Annotated in this window: 13 protein-coding genes; 1 reads left to right on the top strand and 12 read right to left on the bottom strand. The window is 34.6% G+C overall.

What is annotated here, in order from left to right; genetic code table 11:
* Nucleotides 1-2: 2 nt before the first annotated feature.
* From M9897_13510 to M9897_13495, 4 genes are all read right to left on the bottom strand, one after another.
* Nucleotides 3-1,133, bottom strand: coding sequence for a hypothetical protein (locus tag M9897_13510; protein MCO5269900.1), 1,131 nt, complete (start codon nt 1,131-1,133; stop codon nt 3-5).
* Between the two features lie 141 nt (nt 1,134-1,274).
* A complete protein-coding gene (locus tag M9897_13505) occupies nt 1,275-2,033 on the bottom strand; it encodes a tail fiber domain-containing protein (GenBank protein ID MCO5269899.1) in 759 nt (252 codons plus the stop codon).
* A gap of 207 nt (nt 2,034-2,240) precedes the next feature.
* Nucleotides 2,241-2,630, bottom strand: coding sequence for a hypothetical protein (locus tag M9897_13500; protein ID MCO5269898.1), 390 nt, complete (start codon nt 2,628-2,630; stop codon nt 2,241-2,243).
* Between the two features lie 10 nt (nt 2,631-2,640).
* The gene (locus tag M9897_13495) at nt 2,641-3,660 is read right to left on the bottom strand and encodes a glycoside hydrolase family 16 protein (protein ID MCO5269897.1); all 1,020 of its coding nucleotides are present in this window, start codon (nt 3,658-3,660) and stop codon (nt 2,641-2,643) included.
* 310 nt (nt 3,661-3,970) lie between these two features.
* Here M9897_13495 and paaZ point away from each other — a divergent pair, with 310 nt between their 5' ends.
* Nucleotides 3,971-6,034, top strand: coding sequence for a phenylacetic acid degradation bifunctional protein PaaZ (gene paaZ, locus M9897_13490; GenBank protein MCO5269896.1), 2,064 nt, complete (start codon nt 3,971-3,973; stop codon nt 6,032-6,034).
* A 16-nt stretch (nt 6,035-6,050) separates the two neighbouring features.
* On the opposite strand, the gene M9897_13485 is transcribed toward paaZ, so the two are convergent.
* The 8 genes from M9897_13485 to M9897_13450 all read right to left on the bottom strand — a co-directional run bounded on the left by M9897_13485 (nt 6,051) and on the right by M9897_13450 (nt 23,326).
* On the bottom strand, nt 6,051-6,611 hold the full coding sequence (locus M9897_13485; GenBank protein MCO5269895.1) for a hypothetical protein: 561 nt from the start codon (nt 6,609-6,611) through the stop codon (nt 6,051-6,053).
* A gap of 8 nt (nt 6,612-6,619) precedes the next feature.
* Complete coding sequence (locus M9897_13480) at nt 6,620-7,258, bottom strand: SCO family protein (GenBank protein ID MCO5269894.1); 639 nt, start codon at nt 7,256-7,258, stop codon at nt 6,620-6,622.
* 30 nt (nt 7,259-7,288) lie between these two features.
* Complete coding sequence (locus M9897_13475; protein ID MCO5269893.1) at nt 7,289-8,755, bottom strand: cbb3-type cytochrome c oxidase subunit I; 1,467 nt, start codon at nt 8,753-8,755, stop codon at nt 7,289-7,291.
* 15 nt (nt 8,756-8,770) lie between these two features.
* The gene (locus M9897_13470) at nt 8,771-9,358 is read right to left on the bottom strand and encodes a plastocyanin/azurin family copper-binding protein (protein MCO5269892.1); all 588 of its coding nucleotides are present in this window, start codon (nt 9,356-9,358) and stop codon (nt 8,771-8,773) included.
* Between the two features lie 242 nt (nt 9,359-9,600).
* The gene (locus M9897_13465; GenBank protein ID MCO5269891.1) at nt 9,601-11,841 is read right to left on the bottom strand and encodes a T9SS type A sorting domain-containing protein; all 2,241 of its coding nucleotides are present in this window, start codon (nt 11,839-11,841) and stop codon (nt 9,601-9,603) included.
* A gap of 31 nt (nt 11,842-11,872) precedes the next feature.
* Complete coding sequence (locus M9897_13460; protein ID MCO5269890.1) at nt 11,873-13,273, bottom strand: PorP/SprF family type IX secretion system membrane protein; 1,401 nt, start codon at nt 13,271-13,273, stop codon at nt 11,873-11,875.
* Complete coding sequence (locus tag M9897_13455) at nt 13,266-15,473, bottom strand: gliding motility-associated C-terminal domain-containing protein (GenBank protein ID MCO5269889.1); 2,208 nt, start codon at nt 15,471-15,473, stop codon at nt 13,266-13,268. Before M9897_13455 ends, M9897_13460 begins: the two co-directional genes overlap by 8 nt.
* A gap of 38 nt (nt 15,474-15,511) precedes the next feature.
* Entirely contained in the window at nt 15,512-23,326 is a 7,815-nt protein-coding gene (locus M9897_13450; protein MCO5269888.1) for an FG-GAP-like repeat-containing protein, read from the bottom strand.
* Nucleotides 23,327-23,346: the final 20 nt, after the last annotated feature.

The following is a 23,346-nucleotide window of genomic DNA, read 5'->3' as shown; positions in this document are numbered from 1 at the left end:
GTTTAGTTTCTATTTTCTAACTTTTGGATTAATTCCTTTTGTAATTGAATTATTTCTTGTTGCTGTTCGATTACTGTTTCTTTTTCAATTAGAGATTTCTCTTGTTCATTCAATCTTTCATTTAATTCAAAAAGATACAGTGTTAATTCTTCAATTTTTTCCAAGGAAATTTTAGCTGATTCTCCTAAATTAACCCCATTTTCTTCTATCTCCTTTGCAGAGGGAACATTGGGTAAATGTCCATGTTGGTTTATAAAGTCTTTCACTTCATTTAAAGGCATAAGATTATAATGGTCATGAAATACATAATCTGGCCAAGCCTCAACATCCACTTTTACTTCTCTAGTACGTAATAGTCCATTTTCTTCAAGTTGTAAGACCCGTTGTCCACTAGCGTTTTTAACAAGCATTAGGTAATCAAAATATGTATGACCTGCAGTGGATTTATTTTCAATATAGAAAGCAGCGTTATATCCTTCATAATTATTTCCAATTCTAAGTCCACCTGTAAATCTACCATTTCCCCTTACATCTAATAGGGTCATTGGAAGATTTGTACCAATACCCACAGAAGTAGGACAAGTTAGACCTGTATAAAGTATCTGTCTATCATCTGCAATTCTATTTGCCCAAGAAGGTAATGTTAATCCCACTACTGCCCGTGTGGGGTTTTCTTCCGTAGTCATATAGCAGTCAATAGCATATATATCACTCAAAAAGTTACCCAATCCTTTTGCTTCTGTTTTACCATATTCATTGAGCATCAGAACCTGCTTTGTAGAATCTGTATGATACGCTTCTCCTTTAAAGATTAAATCTCCAGTAAGGGAAATATTCCCTTCTACATCTAATCGTTCAACTGGTTCTTTTGTACCAATACCAATATTTCCATCTGCCGAAATTCTCATTCTTTCTTGATTGTTAGAATTAAGGCGTAAACATGCGGCATTTTGTGTTCCAATAAATGAATTGGTATCAGCAATATTTCCACTAGTTGACCATTCTGTTTCGGGTGATTGAGCCAGCAATAGACTTGTGGAAGCAGTAAATATTAATAATAAAAGAGTTTTTTGAGGTGCATAGAAACATAAACTTAGCCCTCTTTTTGATAAAGTTAAAAATGAATTTTTCATAGTATATGTGTGTTTCAGATAGTTTGTATAATAAATAAACCTCCAGTCAATAACTAACTTAGTTTTAAGATGTGTACTTATCTCTTAATGCATAATAGATATTCATATTCAAACTATCTCATATATAATAGTAGTATTTTTCTAGTTGAGAAGTATCATTTTCTTTGAATCAACCTCACGTTGATTAACTAATAAGGTATAAATGTACATTCCTGCTTTTAATTCATTACCATTAATTTGAATTGAACCATCTCCACCTTTTTGAATGTCATATTGTTTAATCAACAAGCCATTCAAATCAAAAATCAAAATTGATGCGTTTCTAAAATTGTGTTCATCGATTGAAAATTTGATTTCCGTATGCTCATTAAATGGGTTAGGTGAATTTTGCTTCAGTACATTTCGTGAAGATAAAGTTGTTGAATCATTATTTCCCAACCTAAATGAATTTTTTGAATTTATTTGTTCCTTCAGATTCACTATTTCAATTTTTAATGAATCGATTGTCTTTTGTTGCTCTTGAATAGCTGCTACGGTAATTGGAATTATTTGGTCATAGTCCATCAATTTATATCCATGAAAATCATCTGTGATTTTTACCTCTGGAAAGTCTTTTTCTATCTCTTGAGAAATAAAACCATATTGATTTTGAGAGCCTTCAATTTTTGCTCCAGAACTATCAAACATGTTATTTATGATGGAATAGTGAACAGGTCGAATTTGCATCAATTTTTGTAAGCCCCAAGTAATGTCTTTAATATTTAACTTGACACGAATATCTGACATTTTGTAATATTTTGCTACATAAAGTTCGTTATATTCAACCCATTCTGCCCAAAACGCTATTTTATCATGATTGCTACCAATATCAACGCCTGGCATACCGTTATTTACTTTCATTCGTAATTCAAAAAAAGGGTTAGAAGGATAGCTTGTTAAAAGTAAATTTCCGGCAATATGACACTTAAATTCAGGATTCGGTCAGTTTGTTCCCATTCCTATACGACCATATTGGTCAACTTTTAATTGTGCAAATACTGACAATGTAAAAACTGCAAAAATTGCAGATAATATTATTGATTTTGTTTTCATGATTTTTCTTGTTTTTTAATTTGATTTAATTTCGAATGTTCCTGAATTCTGATATTGATTACCTCCTTGATAATAGGTTTCTGTAAAAGTTCCTTTTATCAGATAATTTTTACTAAATAATTTATGAGTCCACTCCCCCTTAATATAGATACCAAATTGCGAGAAAGAAAGGTTTGCAATATTTCCTTCAATTTTTTTACTATCTTTATTTAATTCTGAATCATTAATAATAATTTTATCTTTAGAAGATTCCGTTATTTCTATTTCGGCAGTTTTTATTATGCCTTGTGGTACCTCATAATTGAACGTTCCATAATAATGTCCTGTAGGTGGTTTTTCTTTTGTGCAGCTTACAGTGAAAACCATTAAACCTATTAGTAATGTTAAAATAATTGTCTTTTTCATAATAATTGTTTTAATAACAAGGGTTAACATCTATATAAAGTTCTGAACCAATTGGCACGGTAAAATCACCATTAATCAATACTCCTTCCGAAGCTCTTAAAAAAATATTTTGCCCAACATTCAATGAGTTTGTACAACTGCCATTACCAATAGTAATGCTTTTCTTTACTTTGTTATCATATGTACCAAAATTATAATTGCAAACATTTAAGTCATTACTGCAATCCTTTTTTAAGTCATAAACTTTAACATAATCAACTAGCATATCTGATGGAAATGGTGTTGATGAATTTGGCAAATAATCAGGTTCAATTGCCAAATTCAGAATAATCCTAACCGGGTCTATAATTCCATGATTAGGGAAAAGTCTTATAGGTGAACCATCAACATACCAAATTATTTTGCTTGGTGACCACTCGATTCCATAGGTGTGCCATGTATTATTATAGTCATAATTAGTAGGAGTTTGCTTTTGAAAGTATATATTTCCATCAGGATAATTCAAATGAATATTTGTTGTTATCTCATTTGAAGGACTGTGTCCTAACATTTCAAATATATCAATTTCTGCTGCATTACTACCAGACACTCCATCTCCGACAAATGTCCAAAATGCAGGCCAAAAACCGTAACCGTAAGGTAATTTTATTCTTGACTCTATATACCCATATTGTGTATTATATGCTTGTTTAGTTTCTACCCAACCAGAAGTATATCTGTATGGTCGACCAGTTTTAAATTGTCTAGCGCATTCCCATTGATTAAGACTTCCAGTCGGACAGCTGTATGTTTCTTTTCTTACTCTTAAAACAAGTGAACCATTACTAACAAAAACATTGTGGAGTCTATTTGTATATACTTGAGGTTCTCCTCCATAGTGGTCAAAGTTGTTTTGAACTAACCAAACATTTGTATTTAGGGTATTGAAGTTGTCTTCCCAAACAAGTTCCCAGTGAGGGTCATTTGCGGGAGTCTGCCCAAATATCCAAAGGAAAGAGAGTAGAGGAACTATTAAGATTGTTTTTTTCATTCTTTTTATTACTTTAGATTACAAACCATAATTGTAGCATTCTTCCTCTTATGTTTGCAAACCAACATATAATAGTAGTATTTTTCTCGATAAATAACCTAAAATCGACCAAAAGAGTCGTTGCAACGTTTTTTAGTAAATGAAAATTATAAGTATTTTTTTGGATTACCAAATATAAATTGTTAAAAAGTTGAGTTTTAACAAATAAAGAGTTCGTTTAATATCATCCATTTATAAAATTCATTGATAGATGGAGTCCCTTTTTCCAAAAAGAACACTATCTTTAGCCTTCGAAAAATTTAAAAAAACTATGCAGAAAATACAGAATTACATTTGTGGTGAATGGGTAAATGGTGAAGGCGTAGAAACTCCCCTTTTTAATGCTATTACAGGTGAGCAATTTGCTGAAACCTCTTCTAAAGGGCTCGACTTTGAGAAAGTACTTATCTATGGTCGTGAAAAAGGCGGGAATGTTTTGAGAAATATGACTTTTCAGGAAAGAGGTAATATGCTAAAGAACTTAGCCATGTATCTTATTAAGCATAAAGAGAAATATTATCAATTAAGTGCAGCTACTGGAGCTACGAAAATTGATTCGTGGATAGATATTGAAGGAGGAATTGGAAACCTCTTTGCAAATGCTTCTTTAAGAAGACAGTTTCCTGATTTACCATATTATGTTGATGGTCATGCAGCTCCACTCTCAAAGAATGGAACGTTTATCGGACATCATATCATGGTTCCTAAACACGGTGTTGCAATTCACATCAATGCATTCAACTTTCCAATATGGGGAATGTTAGAGAAAATTGCGGTTAACTTCATGGCAGGCGTTCCTGCAATTGTAAAGCCTTCTGAATACACGTGCTATTTAACAGAATTGATGGTTAGAGATATTATTGATTCTAAAATTTTACCAGAAGGAAGTTTACAGCTAGTATGTGGTTTGGGTAGAGGGATTATTGATCATGTTACTAATCAAGATGTTGTAACCTTCACTGGTTCTGCTGCAACAGGAAAAAAATTAAAAGGTTTACCTCATATCATTGAAGAATCTGTTCCATTCAACTTAGAGGCTGATTCATTGAATGCTTCGGTATTAGGTAAAGATGCTGTTCCTGGTACGCCAGAATTCGATTTATTTGTAAAAGAAGTAGCCAAAGAAATGACCGTGAAAGCAGGTCAAAAATGTACTGCTATACGAAGAATACTCGTACCAAATGCGATCAAAGAAGAGGTTCAAAATGCCATCATCGACCGATTGAAAAAAACAATCATTGGTGACCCGAGTGTTGAAGGAGTTAGAATGGGAGCTTTAGCTACAAAACTTCAGGTTGAAAGAGTTCAAGCTAGCGTTGATTTATTGGCTAAGAGTCAAGAAATTATCTATCATGACACAAACTTTGAAGTTGTCGGTGCTGATAAGGAAAAAGGTGCTTTCTTCTCCCCTGTTTTATTCTCCAATGACAGTCCTTTTGAGAATCTGGATGTTCACAATATTGAAGCTTTTGGTCCAGTATCTACGATTATGGGATATGACACCATTGAAGAAGCAGTAGCTATTACCGCTTTAGGAAAAGGATCTTTGGTTTCATCTATCGTTACAGCAGATAATAAGATTGCTAGAGAATATACAGTGAATGCTGCTCATATCAATGGTAGAATTTTAATTCTGAATGAGAAATGTGCTAAAGAAAGTACGGGTCATGGTTCTCCTATGCCATTATTAACACATGGTGGACCCGGTCGTGCTGGAGGAGGTGAAGAAATGGGTGGAATGCGTGGTGTAATGCATTATTTACAAAGAACTTCGATACAAGGCCATCCAAATACAATTACAGAAATCACACAAGTATATCAACAAGGTGCTGAAGGCAATTTAATTCAAGAACATCCATTTAAGAAATACTTCGAGGAAATTCAAGTAGGTGATCAATTGATAACAGAAAGTCGAGAAATTACCGCAGAGGACATTGATAAATTTGCAGCGTTAAGTGGAGATAATTTCTATGCACATAAAAGGACCACAAACTTCGAAGGGACAATGTTTGAGGAGCAAGTAGCTCATGGTTATTTTATCATGAGTGTTGCTGCTGGTTTATTCGTAGATAGTTATGAAATTAACCCTGTACTTTTAAATTACGGTATTGATGAATTAAGATTTACAAAGCCTGTTTATGCAGGATCTAAAATACATATTCGATTTACTTGTAAAGAAAAGAACTCGACTGATGTTACTCCAAAAGAAGACGATCCAAGAACCAAGATTAAACGTGGTATCGTAAAATGGATGGTGGAAATGCTAGATGATACAGATGAGCCATTAGTTGGAATAGCAACTATTCTAACGATGGTAAAGACGAAAGAACAATAAACTAGAAGAAGTATTTTTAATCTTTAGTAAGGTTTTCTTCCTTCTGTGTGAATTTAGATTTTCCTGATTGTTCCAAGAAGCGAAGTAGCATTACAATTGTAAAAATAAAGAGTAGTACTCCTATAAGCAATAGATAGCCACCTGTTGTATGTTGTTGATCTATATCAAATGAGCTACAAAGTAAAACATCCAATGCCTTTAGGGTAACACCTGATGCAAAATACATTGCTGTTGACATACCAAGGAAGGCGATTTTAACTTCAATAAAAACATTGCGGAATGCAAAAACTATAAGGCTACCAACAAGTACTAGTGAAAACACCATGAGGTAATTAAAATAAGGAAAAACCACCGCCATATCAATAGAACGAGGCATCATCCAGAATATCATGGTAAGCGTTGATACAATTAAAAAAGAAATAGATACTGATGGATTAGGGGATTTTAATGTTCTAAACCAAAATCCAAAGACTAGTCCCAGTATAAGAGATAGTGGTAATTGTATAATCTGATGACGCATCATTATTTCTCCAAACCAACTATTGAATGGAAAGGTCAAGAAATATAAGGCTATCAAAAAGATGATTATAAAGATGCTATTTTTCCTCCATTTACCCATGAACGTACAATATTAGCAATTTCTTCATTACTAGTTATAATAGGATCAATAGTTGTTACAATTTTATGATCTGGAGAAACTAAAAATATGTAAGTTGAGTGATTTATGATTTTCTTTCCTGGAACTGGTTCAGCCCAAACACCCATCTTTTGAAGAAAATCATTAAAATTTTGTTGCTCATTATTAATGGGAAGAGCAAAATTCCAACCAGATAAATCATCTCCAAAATAATTGCGATATGTACTGATTCGTCGTAAATTATCATTGTCTAAATCAAAACTAACCGTAACAAATTCAAGTTGATTTGGAATCAATGAAGAAAGTTCAGAATGATAGAGTTCTTCAAGCTGATTATTGATCTTATGACATACGTTAGGACAATTTAGGTAAACAAAATTCACCAAGGTAAAGTGTTGTTGATTTTTTAGATTAAACTCTACACTATCCTGGTTTATAAAAGAGAAGTCGGGAAACTCTCTTGGAAGTTTCCCGGCTTCTTTTAAAGTGTATGAAAATACTGTAAATGCCTTAAATCCACTTGTCCATTTCCACATAAATGCAATACATGAAGTAAGCACTATAATGGGTAGAAGGATCTTTTTCATAAAGGATTTACATCTATATCAATTTATTAATTACGCTTCAGATTTTTTCAATAAACCTTTTACGATAGAGCCAAATATTGTAAGTAATCCTATCAATACTAATATAACAAATATGGCAGCTGTAAAAGCGTAATTCATTCCATGCTCATGCGTTGTAGGCATAGTATGAGAATACTCTGCATATCGTCTTGGCACACTGTGCATACCTCCCATATAGAACATCAATAAGAAACCACAAGCTCCAACAACAAATGTCCAGAATCCAAATCCAAGTTTAGTATCTGCTACTTTTCCATTCTTTTCATAAATGAAATAGAACACAAAACCTAGGATAAATAATACTACCCCCATTAACATATAAGTATGGAAGTGAGCAGGAACCCATAATGTGTTGTGTAGAACTTTGTTTAAAGCAATTGTAGAGTCAACAACAGCAGACAATCCACCTATAGCCCAACCTGCTGCTCCGAAGAAAAATGCAGTAGGAACAAAAGTCCATTTTACCTTAGAACGGTATAACTGGCTAATAAATCCAAAAATAGATACCGCAGAAGCAGGAATAGCACTTAAGTAAGATGCTAGCTGACCAAATACTTGTATAAATACTGGCTGTCCGAAGTCCATATATAAATGGTGGAAGTATGCAAAAATTATAAAGAAGAAAGTTGCATGCCAAGCCATTACTGTGATTTTATTTAGAGACCATTCTCTTCCAGTAAATTCAGGCATTAAAGTATATACCCAACCTAAACCGCAATACAAGGTAATGTTAACTAACATATGTCCAAAGAAGAACATCAAGTTTTTCATTAATAATGGATCAAAGTTTAATCCTGCATTTAAATGTTGCATTAAATACATAATTAACATAGCAGCACCAGCGATATAAGATAAGATACCTGGTATTAAAGCTACAACACTAATTAATGCAATTGGAGGTAATTTTTCCTCAGGTTCTCCTTTTTTATAATATCTGAAAGCCATTAATTTAAAGAATCCACCGTATTCTTTTGCTAGTGCAAAAACAATATGGAATGCTCCTAACAACCATGCAACTCCAAGAATAATTAAAGCTACAATAGTCATACCTGTTGACCATGCAGGCCAACTTGTTCCAACAAAAGGTAGAGGATATAATGCATACCAACCAGCAGCAAAGCCACCAATTAAAGTTGCATAAGCTAGGAGAACAACTCCTACAACTATCATCACTAAAATAAAGTACAGGAACTTAATATTCAATTTTGCATAACGCGTACCAACTAAATAACATAGTGCCGCCCATGCAAAACTAAATAATAATCCTGCCATACCTAAACCGTGTAAGGTCATGATGGAATAGAAAGTATTAGGCATCAATTCAATTGCCTCTCCTTGATTTAAACGCATTAATAATCCTAGGGTAATAAGCGCTGGGAATAAAACCAATAGAATAACTATCCAAATAGTTAATAGTTTTCTATGTTGCTTTTTTTCTGTGTTATCTATCTGAAACATAATCTCTTATTTTAATTATTCAACAATTATTTTACCTGTCATATTAGCGTGTGGTTGACCACAATATTCTAAACAAATAAATTTATACTCACCTGGCTTATCAAACTGATATACTAACTCATTTGTATAATGAGGCATTGCTTGAGTTTGTGCAACTATATCACCAGCTTCATTATAAATTCCAAAGTTATGAGTCACATCTTGTGAAGTAACAAAGAATCTAACAGTTTCTCCATGAGTTACTGCAATCTTATTTTTCCCTTTAAATTCTTTTGGATTACCCTGAAGAGCATCAAAACTAAGTTTCCATCCCCACTGAAAAGCTACAACAGTAACATCTTTCTCTGATTTTTCTTTCACATTATAAGGCATATACTGGAGAGTAACTCCAAGCATTATAACAATGATTGTAGCCAAACCAACAAAGTATTTATCTCTTAACTTATAAACTTGGTGTTTAGCCACATGTTTTTCTTCTTCAGGATCAGGGTTACCTGTGGATTTCATAACGAAAAACACTGATAATATTACAATTATAGCCCCAATCAAGGAGATAGTTGCTGCAGTTCCTTGTAAAGACAGCAAAGTAATTGAATAACTCATAATTCTTAATTTTAAAATAGTATTATTTCTTTTAACATCGTCTCTCTCATTTCTAGACGTAGCGCAACAAATATATTATGATAAAGTAAAACAGGATAAAATTATCCTTTAATTGATAGCGAAACATGACATAAATCAGTTTTTTTCAGATATAAATCATGTTTTATTAAACTAAATAAACTAGACTATCCTTAGAACAGCTTCTAGCCATCCAGACTGCACAATAAACATTACAGATATAATTAATTGATAATTAATTTTCTAACTAATCGGGAAGACTGATTTTGCAAGAAAACTTCCACAAAGTAAATGCCTTTCATCATTTTGTCTTTTGTAGAAACCTCTATAGTTGATTGATTCGACTTTCCTCTCAAGATTTCTTGCCCTAGATAATCAATAATTCGATATTCGAAAACTTGCCCATCTTCTACAGAAAGTGACATAACAAATTCCCCATCATTTGGGTTTGGATATATCTTTAGCGTCAATTGCTCATCAAATTCCTCTTTATCCAAACTCAAGAATGTAGTGTCTCCTGGGCGATAGCTCCACACCCCACCTAATTGGGTTCCCATAAATAAATCATACGTATTATCTATTCTCATTTTACCAATGGCTGGAGCTGAAGAACCTTTTGTATCAATTCCTACATAATGAGATGAAACTAAATTAAATGCATTTCCTGGGGCGAGATTCCCTTCAATATGATCATACAAATTAAGTGTTCCTGTTTCATTACCTGCAAATAGATAAATTACTCCTTGCTCTTTAACAAAACGAGGAACCCCCATTGCTTTTACAAATTCATTCGGGGCTAATTCTACTTGACCCAAATTAGAATTTATAAGCTCAAATGAATACATAGTGCTAGAACCAATATTTTTATAATATAACAATCCACCTTCTCCCTGACCTATAATTAAATCCAATAATCCATCCCCATCTAAATCAAAAAGTTCTGGAGTGGCGTTATCATGTGCTTTGATATCATTTCCATCATTATCCTTCAATGGTATTTGAGCTATATTAAAATTCATTGCCCCAGTTCCCCCAGAATTCTCATAATAAAACATTTTTCCGTTACGAATTCCTATAATCATATCCAAATCTCCATCTCCATCCAAATCTCCAAAAGCAGGGGCTACCCTACCTGGGTATCCACTATTTCTGAAATTATTCCAATTATCATTTACAAGGTTAAAGACAGGAGCATTGATTGATCCAACATTTTTATAATAATTAATTTGAGAAGTATTAGCCATTCCCTCACGGAAATTATAATTATTGGCTACAAGTAAATCTGTGAGTCCATCATTATTTACATCTACCAAAATAGGAATAGACCCAGTACCATTATCTATCATATCTCCTTGTAGAAAATCTTCTTTATTAAACTCAAAAATGGGCAGGCTATTCTGACCCTTATTATAATACAACCATACACCTTTCGTATTATCTGAATATCCAGGGTAAGTAGTAGATGCAATAAGGTCTTTCACTCCATCCATATCTATATCTTCATAATAGGCTGTAACAAAGTTAGAAACATTAACAGGTAGATCATAGCTTGGAAAATCATCATCCACACTTATCATAACGGCATTATCGTTTGGGTTAATTCCACCATTTACAACAAGGGTTAGATTATTATAATCCATATCCCCAATCAACAAATCTACTAAACCAGAATTATCGATATCTATTGCAGTTAAGGAACCTCCACCGATATGTTTATCGGTAACACCAGAAAAAGGCTTAATACCTGGGTCGCCACAAGGTCCAATAACTGAATTTAATTCAATTGAATTTCCAGAACTCATCTCAGCAAACAATCCCCAGCATGGCTGCTCCATCTTAAAGAGAAGAGAATCCGGTATGCCGTATGTTTCCATAGACATATTCTTATGCCATTCAACAATTTTCAAAGCAGAACTATATGCTAAAATATCCATATCCCCATCATTATCTACATCATATAATGCCGGTATATGATTGTATGTAACATATAAATCTTCTCCTACTCCATCTCTTTCGGACTGAAGAATGGGAGCAACTAATTTCCAACTTACTCCATCAATAGCATTTCCAATATTTCTATAAACTTTAATTCCTCCTGGAGCGTATGTAAAGATATCTTTCTTTCCATCATTATCATAATCATACATTTGGAGCCTATATCGAATATCAGGAGGAAAATAATTTTCTCCATTAAAGAGATGTGTATAGTGCACTTCTCCATTTACTTTCTTTCTTTTAAAAACTTGGATAAAGTGATTCCCAGGCTCAAAAGCGACTAATTCATCTATCCCATCATAATCCAAATCAACAGTTGAAAACTGAGGATGATTCATTCCTCCTACCCAAGGGAGAGAAATTGTATCATTATCCTTCATAACAATGATAGAATCATTATACACAAAATTAAACTGACTATAAATAGTTGGCGAGAACAAGATAAAGAGTAGGTTTATCTTGAATATCATCTTTTTTATTAGATTGTCATACATACCTTAATTATTGATAATCTACAATCCTCACTTCTCTGCCTGTTTCTGTTTTATAACGCTGTAATTCCTTTTGAGCTGCCTCTTTATTAGTCGAATAGAAAATTATTACATAGCTTAGATTATTTTTTGTATTATAGATTCTACGTATTTGAGGGAAAGAAGACTTATAATTCTTAATATTATTTTGTACATGTATCTCTTCAGAGAAAGCTCCAATAACCACATAATAACCTTTTGGTGAGTCAGATTTATCTTCTTCCATGAAATGGTAAAACTTATTACCTTCAAATCCACTTCTTTCAACCTTGATACCTTCGTCTGGCTTAGTGTCTTGATATTTCTTTGCTAATTCATCTTTTAAACGTTGGATTTCCTTATCTTTTTCTTCATTCTCTTTCCTCAAGTCTTCGTTCTCTTTTACAACCTTAGGATCAGGAACTACTTTTTCTACAGTCACCTCCTTGATTCTCTCTTGAACTTCTTGATATTCTAATTTATCCTTTTTAGTTTTAAAAGTGTAGCCTATCAAAAATTCATGATTCACTCCTTTAAAATTATTTTTTAAGGAACCTATTACCAATTCATAACTATAGCCAACATGGATATTCTTAGGAATATGGAATCCAATATTAAATTGAACAGAATAATCAGATTTATAAGTTGCGGAGAACCAGCCAATATTTTCATATTCAAATTGAGCCCCAATATCATATTGAAAAGGAGCCCTAGGCACATATCTCACTAAAGCATAAGGGGTTAATTTAATCTTTGGTACAGATTCAAATTGAAAATCATATCCTACAGATCCCATAAAATGTCGAGCTAACGTATAATAACCACGAGCATTTTCCTTCTTAGTAAATTTCACTTTATTCCCTATTAATTGTGGCACAGAGAATCCTACTTTCAGACCTTTCCATCTATATAAAACACCTAAATTAAAATCATAGGTTGCTTTAAAATCTCGCATACCAAATAAGAAAGGATCATCCGTATGCATTACATTCACACTACTAAGATTCAATCTATTGTCTAAGTACCCTCCAGAAACTCCAAACCCTAGTTTATGATCCTCTCCCAACTGAACAGTATATGAATAAGTCAATTTAGCGCTTAGTTGATTCATTACCCCAAAAGATTGCTGTTCTACAAATAATCCAAATCCTGAATTTTTGATAAAGAAAGGTCCCTCCAATGATAAAGTATTGTTTACAGCTCCAGAACCAAATCCAACATAACGTTGTCCACGAGTGACGTATGCATTCACATCTCCACTCATTCCAGCAGAAGCAGGGTTATATACTACTGGATTAATCAAGAATTGATTATAGAATGGAACCTGCTGTGCCTTTACACTCCATGAAAAGATACAAACAAATAATATTGCTATTTTATACATATTATTCATGTCCCATTATTGTTAAGGTCCCTTTTACTGCACCATCATCTTTTCCACTAGGTTTCGCTATATACAAGTATGTACCATTCGGCAACGATTTTCCTTTATAGGTACCTTTCCAGTCGTTCTTATAGTTATCCTCCTTAAATACCTGTTGTCCATATATATTATACACCTCAACAGTTGTATTTGGAAAGTCTTCTATACCTTCAATAATCCAGGTATCATTATAAGAGTCATCATTTAAAGTGATAACATTCTTCACATCAAAAGTCATTGATCTCACGATAACCTTTACCTCATCAAAATTAAAACAGCCGTTAGCTCCAATCACTCCAAGAATATATGTTGTAGTATTCACAGGGAATGCATTTGGCATATAGATAAGTGAATCGCTTAATGTTCCTCCTGGAGTCCATATTCCAAATAAACCACCACTCCCGTTTAATTGGGTAGTGTCTCCTTTGATAATTGTAACATCAGGACCAGCATTTACACTAGGTAAACCTAAAGTATCTACCAATACGATATTTGAAACATCTGTTCCACAAATCCCATTTTTAACTATCAAACGATAATAATTTGGAGATGTAACAGGAGATATGACTATTGAAGGCGCCACAAGATTACTGATATCAACCCATGTAATTCCATCAGGAGAAACCTGCCAAGTATATGTGTCGCCAATGCTTCCATTGACCTTTAAATTAAATGCGTCTCCAACACAAACCGAAGTATCTGGAGTTAAAGTGCCAGCCTGAGACATAGAAGTGACAGCTATTATAGCTGTATCTGTATATACATTTAAGCAACCATTACCATCAATTAATGCCCTATACCAAGTAGTCTGAGTTAATCCAGTATAGTTTTCCGTTGTTGTTGGATTGGTAATAGTAGTCCAAGTTGTACCATTATCCACTGAACTTTCCCAATTTAGCACATTTTCAGAATTTCCAGAAACTGTCAAGATTCCATTAGCATTAGATTCACACAAAGAATCTGCTCCCGCTATATTCCCTGGAGTAACTCCTGTAGTCACATTAACAAATATCTGATTAGATGTTTGAGATGGGCAAATACCACTTTGAGCTACTACTCTATAATATATTGAAGAAGATAATGTTCCTGTATTATATGGATTATTTGTACTTGCAATCGGAGTCCAAGTAATACCATCTGAAGAAGATTCCCATTGGGTAATATCTCCTATAGTAGAACTTAACTTCAAGTTAACAGATTCATTAGCACACACAGAAGTATCAGGAGTTAAAGTACCTATGACTGTAAGTGGATCCACCTGTATTTGCAAGACATTTGAATATACATTTGGACAAGCACCTCCATCTATTTGGACTCTATACCAAGTGGTCTGAGAAAGAGACGTAAAGCTTTCATTGGTTGTGGTATTCGCAATATTTGACCATGTACTTCCATTATCCGTACTTGATTCCCAATTAGAGATAGCTCCTGAACTACCATTTAATGTTATAGTCCCCGAAGAAGAACTAATACACAAATTAGTTGGCCCATTCAATGTTCCTCCAATGGGTGTCGGATCAACAGTTATTGTTGTATAAGTGGATGTGTCATTCGGGCAATAACCTCCATTTATGGCTACAGCATATAAAGTTGTAGTTGTTAAACCAGAAAAATTATATGGGTTACTAGTATTAGAAAGGCTACTCCATGTAGCACCATTATTTGTAGAATAAATCCAACTAGTTACAGTTCCGTGAGAATTACCTGTTAAATTTACTGTGCCATTATTAATTCCCTCGCAAACAGTTTGATCACTTAAAGCTTGTCCAGGAATCACAGTACAATCATTTCTAACCGTCCATTTAAGTGTATCATTCGAATGATCTGTATCTCCAACAAATTCAAGCCAAACAACGATATTAAAATCTGTATCACATGCAGATAAATTAGCTTTCTGTGCAAATGTAAAATTAAAGGTAGTACCTTGGTCTATGGGTGTATTTACACCTTCAGAAACTATTGCTCCTCCGTTAATCTGGTATTTCACTGTAATTGCAGGAGGATAAATTTTAGGAGATACATCAACATTAAGAATAACTACTCCAATATTTTGCGTAACCGTCAAATTACATCCTGAACTTGGACTAAATTGTGTAGAAAGTTTAGCATCAGTAGCATGTGAATTTACTGCTATAAGTAATAATAATATATAAATGACATATCGAACCATAGAGAAGTTTGTGCGAATTTAATCAATAATATACGAGATTAATTTCTAATTATCAAGTTTTTATAAACAAAATTATACGATGTATCTTGAAAACGTAAAATATACATACCTGATTCTATTTCTTCATTTAAATTAATCAATTGTTCGCCTGTAGCATGATCACCTTGATAAATTATCTTACCAAGAGAATTATAAATAGAAATACTTCCCTCAAAATCGGCCTTAATAGTGAATTTACCATTATTTGGATTTGGATAAACAATAATATTATTACTATTAACAATTTCCTCATCTAATCCCGTAACGTTCACATTCACACAAATAGAAGTGTCAGCACACGCTCCATTATCGACAATTACTGCATAACTTCCGGTAGCTAATACATGAAAAACACGATCTGTAGCTCCAGTAACAATTGTCTGATTTTGGCAATCCCACCATTGGTAGGTAACGCCAGTGCCATTTTCATTAGCTATTAAGTTAGAACCATTTACAGTAATCACAGTGCTAGGAGAAGTTTTAACTACAGTTGTGTCACTAAATGAGTTTACACACCCGTTTATTGTTGTAACAGTATATGTAACAACATTTACACCTATGCCTGCTATAGATGGATAAAAACTATTTCCTGAAACGCCGCTTGAAGAGGATGTATATACCCCTCCATAGGTAACAGGCACTAAAGTTGAAGGCGCATCTCCAGAACAATACACATCAGCTAAGCCAATAAAATGAGCATCCGGCATAGCATACACTTTAACTACTACAGAATATGTATTTGAGCACCCTACCCCATTATCTATTGTATATACAATCATATGATTTCCAGGTCCAGCCAATTGTGGATCAAAGATATTTCCATTTACTCCATTACCAGTAAATATACCTCCATTTTCCAATGGGGTCATTATCACTTCATCATCCAACTCACAATAAGTTGCTGATAATCCTGAGAAAGTAGCATCTGGGTTAGGAACTATTTGAATCGTTTGTGAAGAAGATCCCGCACAACTATTTCCATCAATTATTGAATAGCTAATAGTGTATGTTCCTACTCCAACAATGGATGGATAAAATTTACCACCAAAAATACCTGGTCCCGAGAAAGCTCCACCCATTTGATTTGGAATAAGATCAATAGCAGGAGCGTCAAGGCAATATTGTGCGGGTAGTGTAGTAAAACCTGAATCCGGAAGCGGATCTACAATAACTGTTTCTGTAGCTGTAGCATCACATCCACTTCCATCAGAAATATCATATGTAATTATATGTGTTCCAGGTCCCGCAATAGATGGATCAAATGTATTACCAACTATTCCATTTCCAGAAAACACACCTCCGCCTTGTATTGGTGTTAAGGTAACAGCAGGTGCACTTGCACAATATTCTGTTCCTAGACCACTGAAATTTGGATTGGGAGAAGTTGTAACCTCAATTGATTCAGAGTGAGAATCAGTACATCCATCAACGCTTGTAACAGTATAAGTGATTAAATGGATTCCTAATCCAGCATTGTTTGGTGTGAATATATCTCCTGACATTCCATCTCCACTAAATGTTCCGCCAGCAATTGTAGGTATAAAAGTTGCAGGCGTACCATATAGACAATAAATAGGATAAAATCCACTAAATGTCGCATCTGGTAATGAATTTACAACTACTGTTTGAGTTGTCGAGTTTGTACAAAGATTAGCATCAGTAATTGTATAACTTATCTGATGCGTACCTTGACCAGCCATTGAAGGATCAAAAGTTTGACTTATAACTCCATCTCCACTAAATGTTCCTCCACCCGTAATAGGAGATAAAGTAGTAGATGAAGCATTTAAACAATATGCTGGATTTAGACCACTAAAGTTAGCATCTGGAATTCCATACACTTCAATTGTCTGAGAAGATGTAGAAGAGCAGGTGTTCCCTCCTGTTATAGTATAAGTAATGGTGAAAGTACCTTCTCCAGAAACTTGTGGGTCAAAAATATTTCCTGTCATACCACTTCCTATAAAGGTTCCTCCGTTTTCATTGGGAGTCAGATTAGAGTATGTTCCATTTACGCAATAAGTAGCATCAAGTCCTGTAAAGTTTGCGTCAGGATACGTATTATCTACTGTTACTAAAAAAGAGCTTGTGGACGAACATCCATTCCCATCTATGATAGAATAGACAATCGAATGCTGTCCAATACCTGCGCTAGCAGGATTGAATAGATTCCCTGAAACACCATTACCAGAAAATGCACCTCCTACTTGTGTAGGAATCATAGTCACAGCACTGGCATCAATACAATACATGCTAGCAAGTCCTACAAATGAAGCATCTGGCAATCCATTCACTTGAACAGTTTGAGTAGTAACATCAATACATCCATTTCCTCCATTAATAGTATATGTTATAATATGCGTACCAGTACCGGCCATATAAGGATCAAATGAATTCCCTATAATTCCATCTCCAGAAAAAATACCACCTCCCTGTGTTGGTAACAAATTAACAGCAGCATCATTGGAACAATATGCTGTGTTTAATCCAGAGAAAGTAGCATCTGGTAAGGCAATCACTTCTACAGATTGAGAATAATCATTTGAACAACCATTTGCATCTGTTAAACTATATTGTACGCTATGTATTCCTAACCCAGCATTTGTAGGGCTAAAAGTAGAGCTTAACACTCCATTTCCACTAAAAATCCCCCCAGAAACTGTAGGTACTAAAGTTACATCAGGAGCATTGATACACATAGTAGCAGGCAATCCAGAGAAAGTTGCATCTGGTAATCCATTGATAGTAACACTTTGACTTGAAGTGTTTGAACAATTATTTCCATCTATTACCGTATAAGTGATGTTGTGTATTCCTTCTCCTGCAATAGACGGATCAAATGAATTTATATTGATTCCATCACCAGAAAAATTACCCCCACCTATAACTGGAACTAAAGTAACTGCAGCAGTATTCACACAATAATCACTAGCAAGCCCGGTAAATGAAGCATCTGGCAATCCGTTTATTATAACATTTTCTGAAGAATTATTGACGCATCCAAAACCATCTGTTACTGTATAGGTAACACTATGAGGACCTACACCAGCTGTTCCCGGTGAAAACGTAGACCCAAATACACCATCTCCTGAAAAACTTCCTCCATTGATTGCAGGAATAAGAGTAACTGAAGATGCATCTACACAATATTCAGGATCTAATCCACTAAATGATGCGTCTGGCAAGGCTTGTACTATTGTAATCTGAGAAGAAGAATTACTACAACCATTGATATCTATCACTGTATATGAAATAGTATGACTTCCGTTTCCTGCAATAGACGGATCAAATGAATTCCCCGAAATTCCAGGTCCTGAGAAAGTTCCTCCAGGGAAAGTTGGAACCATAGTTGATGGGGAAGAATTAACACAAATAATTCCTTGTAATCCCGTAAATGATGCATCAGGAATTGGATTGATAGTAACAGTTTGAGATGTTACATCAGAGCAACCATTTCCTGCATTAATGGTATATGTAATCGTATGAGGGCCTATCCCTGCTATATTTGGATCAAATGTGCTTCCATCAATTCCATCTCCTGAGAAGGTTCCCCCTCCCTGAAGAGGAGATAACGTAATCACCGGATTGTTCTTACAATATTCAAGAGCTAACCCAGAGAAAGTAGCATCTGGTGAGTTTATAACCTCCACTAGTTGTGAAAATTGACTCTGACAACCTCCATTTATAATCTCATATTCTATAGTATGGTTTCCCGTTCCTGCTATAGAAGGGTCAAACGTATTTCCATTGATTATACCTGGTCCTGAGAAAGTTCCACCACTTTGATCTGGAGTTAGTGTAACGGGATCAGAATTTAGGCAATAAAGAGTTGCTAATCCTGTAAAATTAGCATCTGGCAAAGGTAATACTTCCACTATCACAAGAGAAGAATCAATACAACCGAAAACATTAGTAATCTTGTACTTTATAGTGTGTACACCGACTCCTGCATTAATTGGTTTAAATGTATTACCACTAACGCCTGGCCCTGTAAAGCTTCCGCCGTTTTGAATTGGAGATAAGATAACAGAAGGGTCGTTCACACAATATGTAGGGTTTAACCCAGTAAAACTAGGGTTTGGAAGAGGGTGAACATCAACAGTTTGTGAAGAAAAACTGCTACATCCGCCCGTATTAACAAAATAAGAAATTGTATGATTACCTTGCCCAGCAGAGGCTGGATCAAAAATATTCCCATTCATTCCACTTCCCGAGAAAATTCCACCGCCAACGCTCGGAGTTAAGGTAACTGCATTCTCATTTAAGCAATAAGAGAGTCCTAATCCTGTAAAACTGGCATCTGGACTTCCATTAATTTCCACTGATTTAGTTACCGAATTCGTACAACCGTTCCCTCCTATAATTTGATAAGTAACTGAATGTGTTCCAACTCCAGCAACACTTGGGGAGAATGTGTTGCTTGAAACACCAGGTCCAGAGAAAGATCCTCCCCCAACACTTGGAGTTAGAGTAACTGTTCCTGCAGTAACACAATAAGAAGATGCTAGTCCTGAGAAATTAGCATTTGGTAAAGATTCTACTTGTACAGGTTTAGATATAGAACTTGTACAAGAACCATTCGTAAGCGTATATGTAATATTATATGTTCCAACACCACCAGAGTTTGGAGTAAATTGATCTCCTGATATTCCATTTCCAGTAAAATTTCCTCCAACATTATCTGGGATAAGTGTTACGGGGCTGTCATTTAAGCAATAGGTTGCTTGTAAACCTGAAAAGTCTGCACTTAATTTTTCATCGATTATCACTGTCTGATTAGATATTCCAACACAACCGTCATCTGTAACTGTATAAGTAATTGTGTTTAGACCAATATTTGCTGAGCCTGGACTAAATATGTTACCTGAAACACCAGGTCCAGAGAATGAACCTCCTGAAATGATAGGGACAAGAGTTATATCAGAAGCATCTTGACAATAATTAGAATTTAAGATTGTAAAAGAAGCATCTGCACCACCTTGACTAACTTCGACAATCTGAGATGAAGAATTCACACATCCATTATCAGAAATAGAATATGAAATTGTATGTATTCCTACACCTGCTTGATTAGGTTCAAAAGTGGAACCTGAAACACCAGGTCCCGAGAAAGTTCCCCCTGCTTGATTTGGCACAAGGTTTACTGGGCTTCCCATCTCACAATACTCACTGTTTAACGTATTAAAAGTTGCGTCGGGAAGTGGGGTTACAACAATCTCAATCTCTAATGTATCCTTACATCCATTCGTTCCTTCACCAATAACTGTATATGTTTTATCAGCACTTGGATTTAATGTTTTTGAATTACCTACTCCTAATCCATCAGACCATTGATAAGTATTCGCACCCGATACTGTTATGGTTGTAGAAGCATTTTCGCAGATCTCAGTATTACCTGAATAATTTATCGTAGGAGCTGGCAAAACAGTTACATTTATATCATTGGAAGTAGATGAACATCCACCTCCAATAGCGGAAGTTGTTACAAAGTAAGAGCCTGAAGTAGTTACATTAATTGATTGTGTTGTAGCTCCATTTGACCATAAATATTGTTGTGCTGGTGAAGATGTAAGAGTCAATGTTTCGTTCGAACAAATAGTTGTGGATCCACTAGGGGTTATAGTTGCAATACCTCCAATACTTAGCATTACCGAAACATAATTATGCAATTCATTTACTACCAATATATCTAAACCTCCATCACCATTAATATCTTTTGTGAAAGAACTCACGGGATTCATTCCTACTAAGTAAGTGGCATCATAAGTAAGCGCACCTGCACCTGAATTAGTTCCATTACCTTTAAAAATACGTAAACTACCTGTTGAACCGGTAGATACATGAAATGTCACTGCTATATCATTAAATCCATCCCCATTAAAATCACCAGCAATTACACTTAATGGCTCCGTTTCAGTCGCTGGAATATTTGTTGCATTAGCAAATACTCCAGCACCATTATTCGCAAATAAAGAAATAGAATTTGCTGTATTATTAACCACAACTAATTCAGGTTTTCCATCACTATTTAAATTCACAAAAGTAGCTGCTATAGGTTTAGCTGCAGTATTTTTATCAACATTTACAAAATCATTAACACCATTACTCTTGTATATACTCACCTTATTAGAACCATAAAAAGGAACAGCGAAATCATCATATCCATCCCCATTTATATCTCCTATGGTAATATCTTTCGGTTGTAGCAATGAAGAAGTTTTTATAATTTGCGCTCCGAAACTACCAGAACCAATTCCCGGCAGAACAGTTATTTGACTTGCTTCATTAAGCACAAATAAGTCTAAATCTGTATCTCCATTAAAATTTCCAATACGAACTTTTAATGGATTGGCATTGACACTCAAAGTTGAAGAAGCAAAACTTCCACCACCCAAGTTTTGAAACAAAGTGGCAGTTCCATCACTATAATTTGCAACGACTATATCATTTTTACCAGATCCAAAAATATTGCCTGATGCAACGGATATAGGGTGACTCCCTGTAGTTAAACTTTGAGAGAAAGTATAATTTCCCGCACCATCATTTAAATAGATTGATGCCGTATTATCATCATAATTTACTACAACATAATCCTCCTTTCCATCACCATCAAAATCATTCACAGAAATATCTTTAGGACTATTACCTGTATTAACCATATTTCCTAAATCGAAATCTCCCGAGCCATCACCGAAATAAGCAGGCATTACTGCTCCAATAAGACATGAATGAATTATATCATCATTCCCATCTGTATCAAAATCTCCTGTTACTATATCTGTTGGATAATTCTTAGCATATATTATCTTTTGATTCTGAAAAGTACCATCGCTATTACCTTCATATAAAGATATGGTATTATCATCTGCATTTATGGCTGCCAAATCAATCTTACCATCATTATTGAAGTCTAAAATATCTATAGATAAAGGCTTAGCCCCTGCCGAGTATGAAATACCTGTAGATAAACTACCAGTTCCATCATTAATAAACACAGTTATCGTATTTGCATTTTCATTTGTTACCGCAATATCTGGATATATGTCATTATTAAAAAAACCTGATGATATCCCTGAAGTCCCAAGATCTGCAGCATAAGTTCCTCCAAGTGAAAATCCGCCAACACCATCTCCAAAGATTACTGAAACGCTAGCACCTCCACTATTTGAGGTAGCCACATCCATATTCCCATCCAAATCCAAATCCATCGCAATAATGTCGGAAGGATTTACTCCTCCAGGCAGAACAAAAGGAGCTATGGAAGTTAATGTACCTGGCAAACTTATGTTATTGAAAAAGAAATCTATATTATTTCCATTACCAGCAACCGCAACATCAGGTAAGCCATCATTATTAAAATCACCAACAGCAATTGAATTGGGGCCAAAACTAGTTGTATATCCAATAGGCGTTTGGAACGTACCATCACCATTTCCGTAAATAATAGCTAATCTATTCATGTTAAAATTAACTACAAGTATATCAAGGTTCCCATCATTATTAATATCAGCAGCAGCAACATCTTGAACCCTAGAACCACTCATAATCTCTACCGGTGCATTGAATGACCTATTTCCATTATTTTCAATATAGATAGCATATTTTAGATTTGGATCTGCGGCTGCACCAAGGTTTTTCCCCATAATAATATCCAGAAGACCATCATTATTAAAATCTCCTTTTGCAATAGATTTAGCATTATTAGCACCATCGAAAATGAAACTATTATCTGTACTAAAACATGTAGTTTGAGAAAAAGGAAATTGTGCTAATCCTAAGATCAGCACAATTCCACTAAATATTCTAGAATTCATAGTAAGGTTATTTGTTATAA

This window comes from Brumimicrobium sp. (genome assembly GCA_023957385.1).
Classification (GTDB): Bacteria; Bacteroidota; Bacteroidia; order Flavobacteriales_D; family Crocinitomicaceae; genus Brumimicrobium.
The sequence above is the reverse complement of the archived record's forward strand: the minus strand, read 5'-3'. Positions and strand labels throughout refer to the sequence as shown.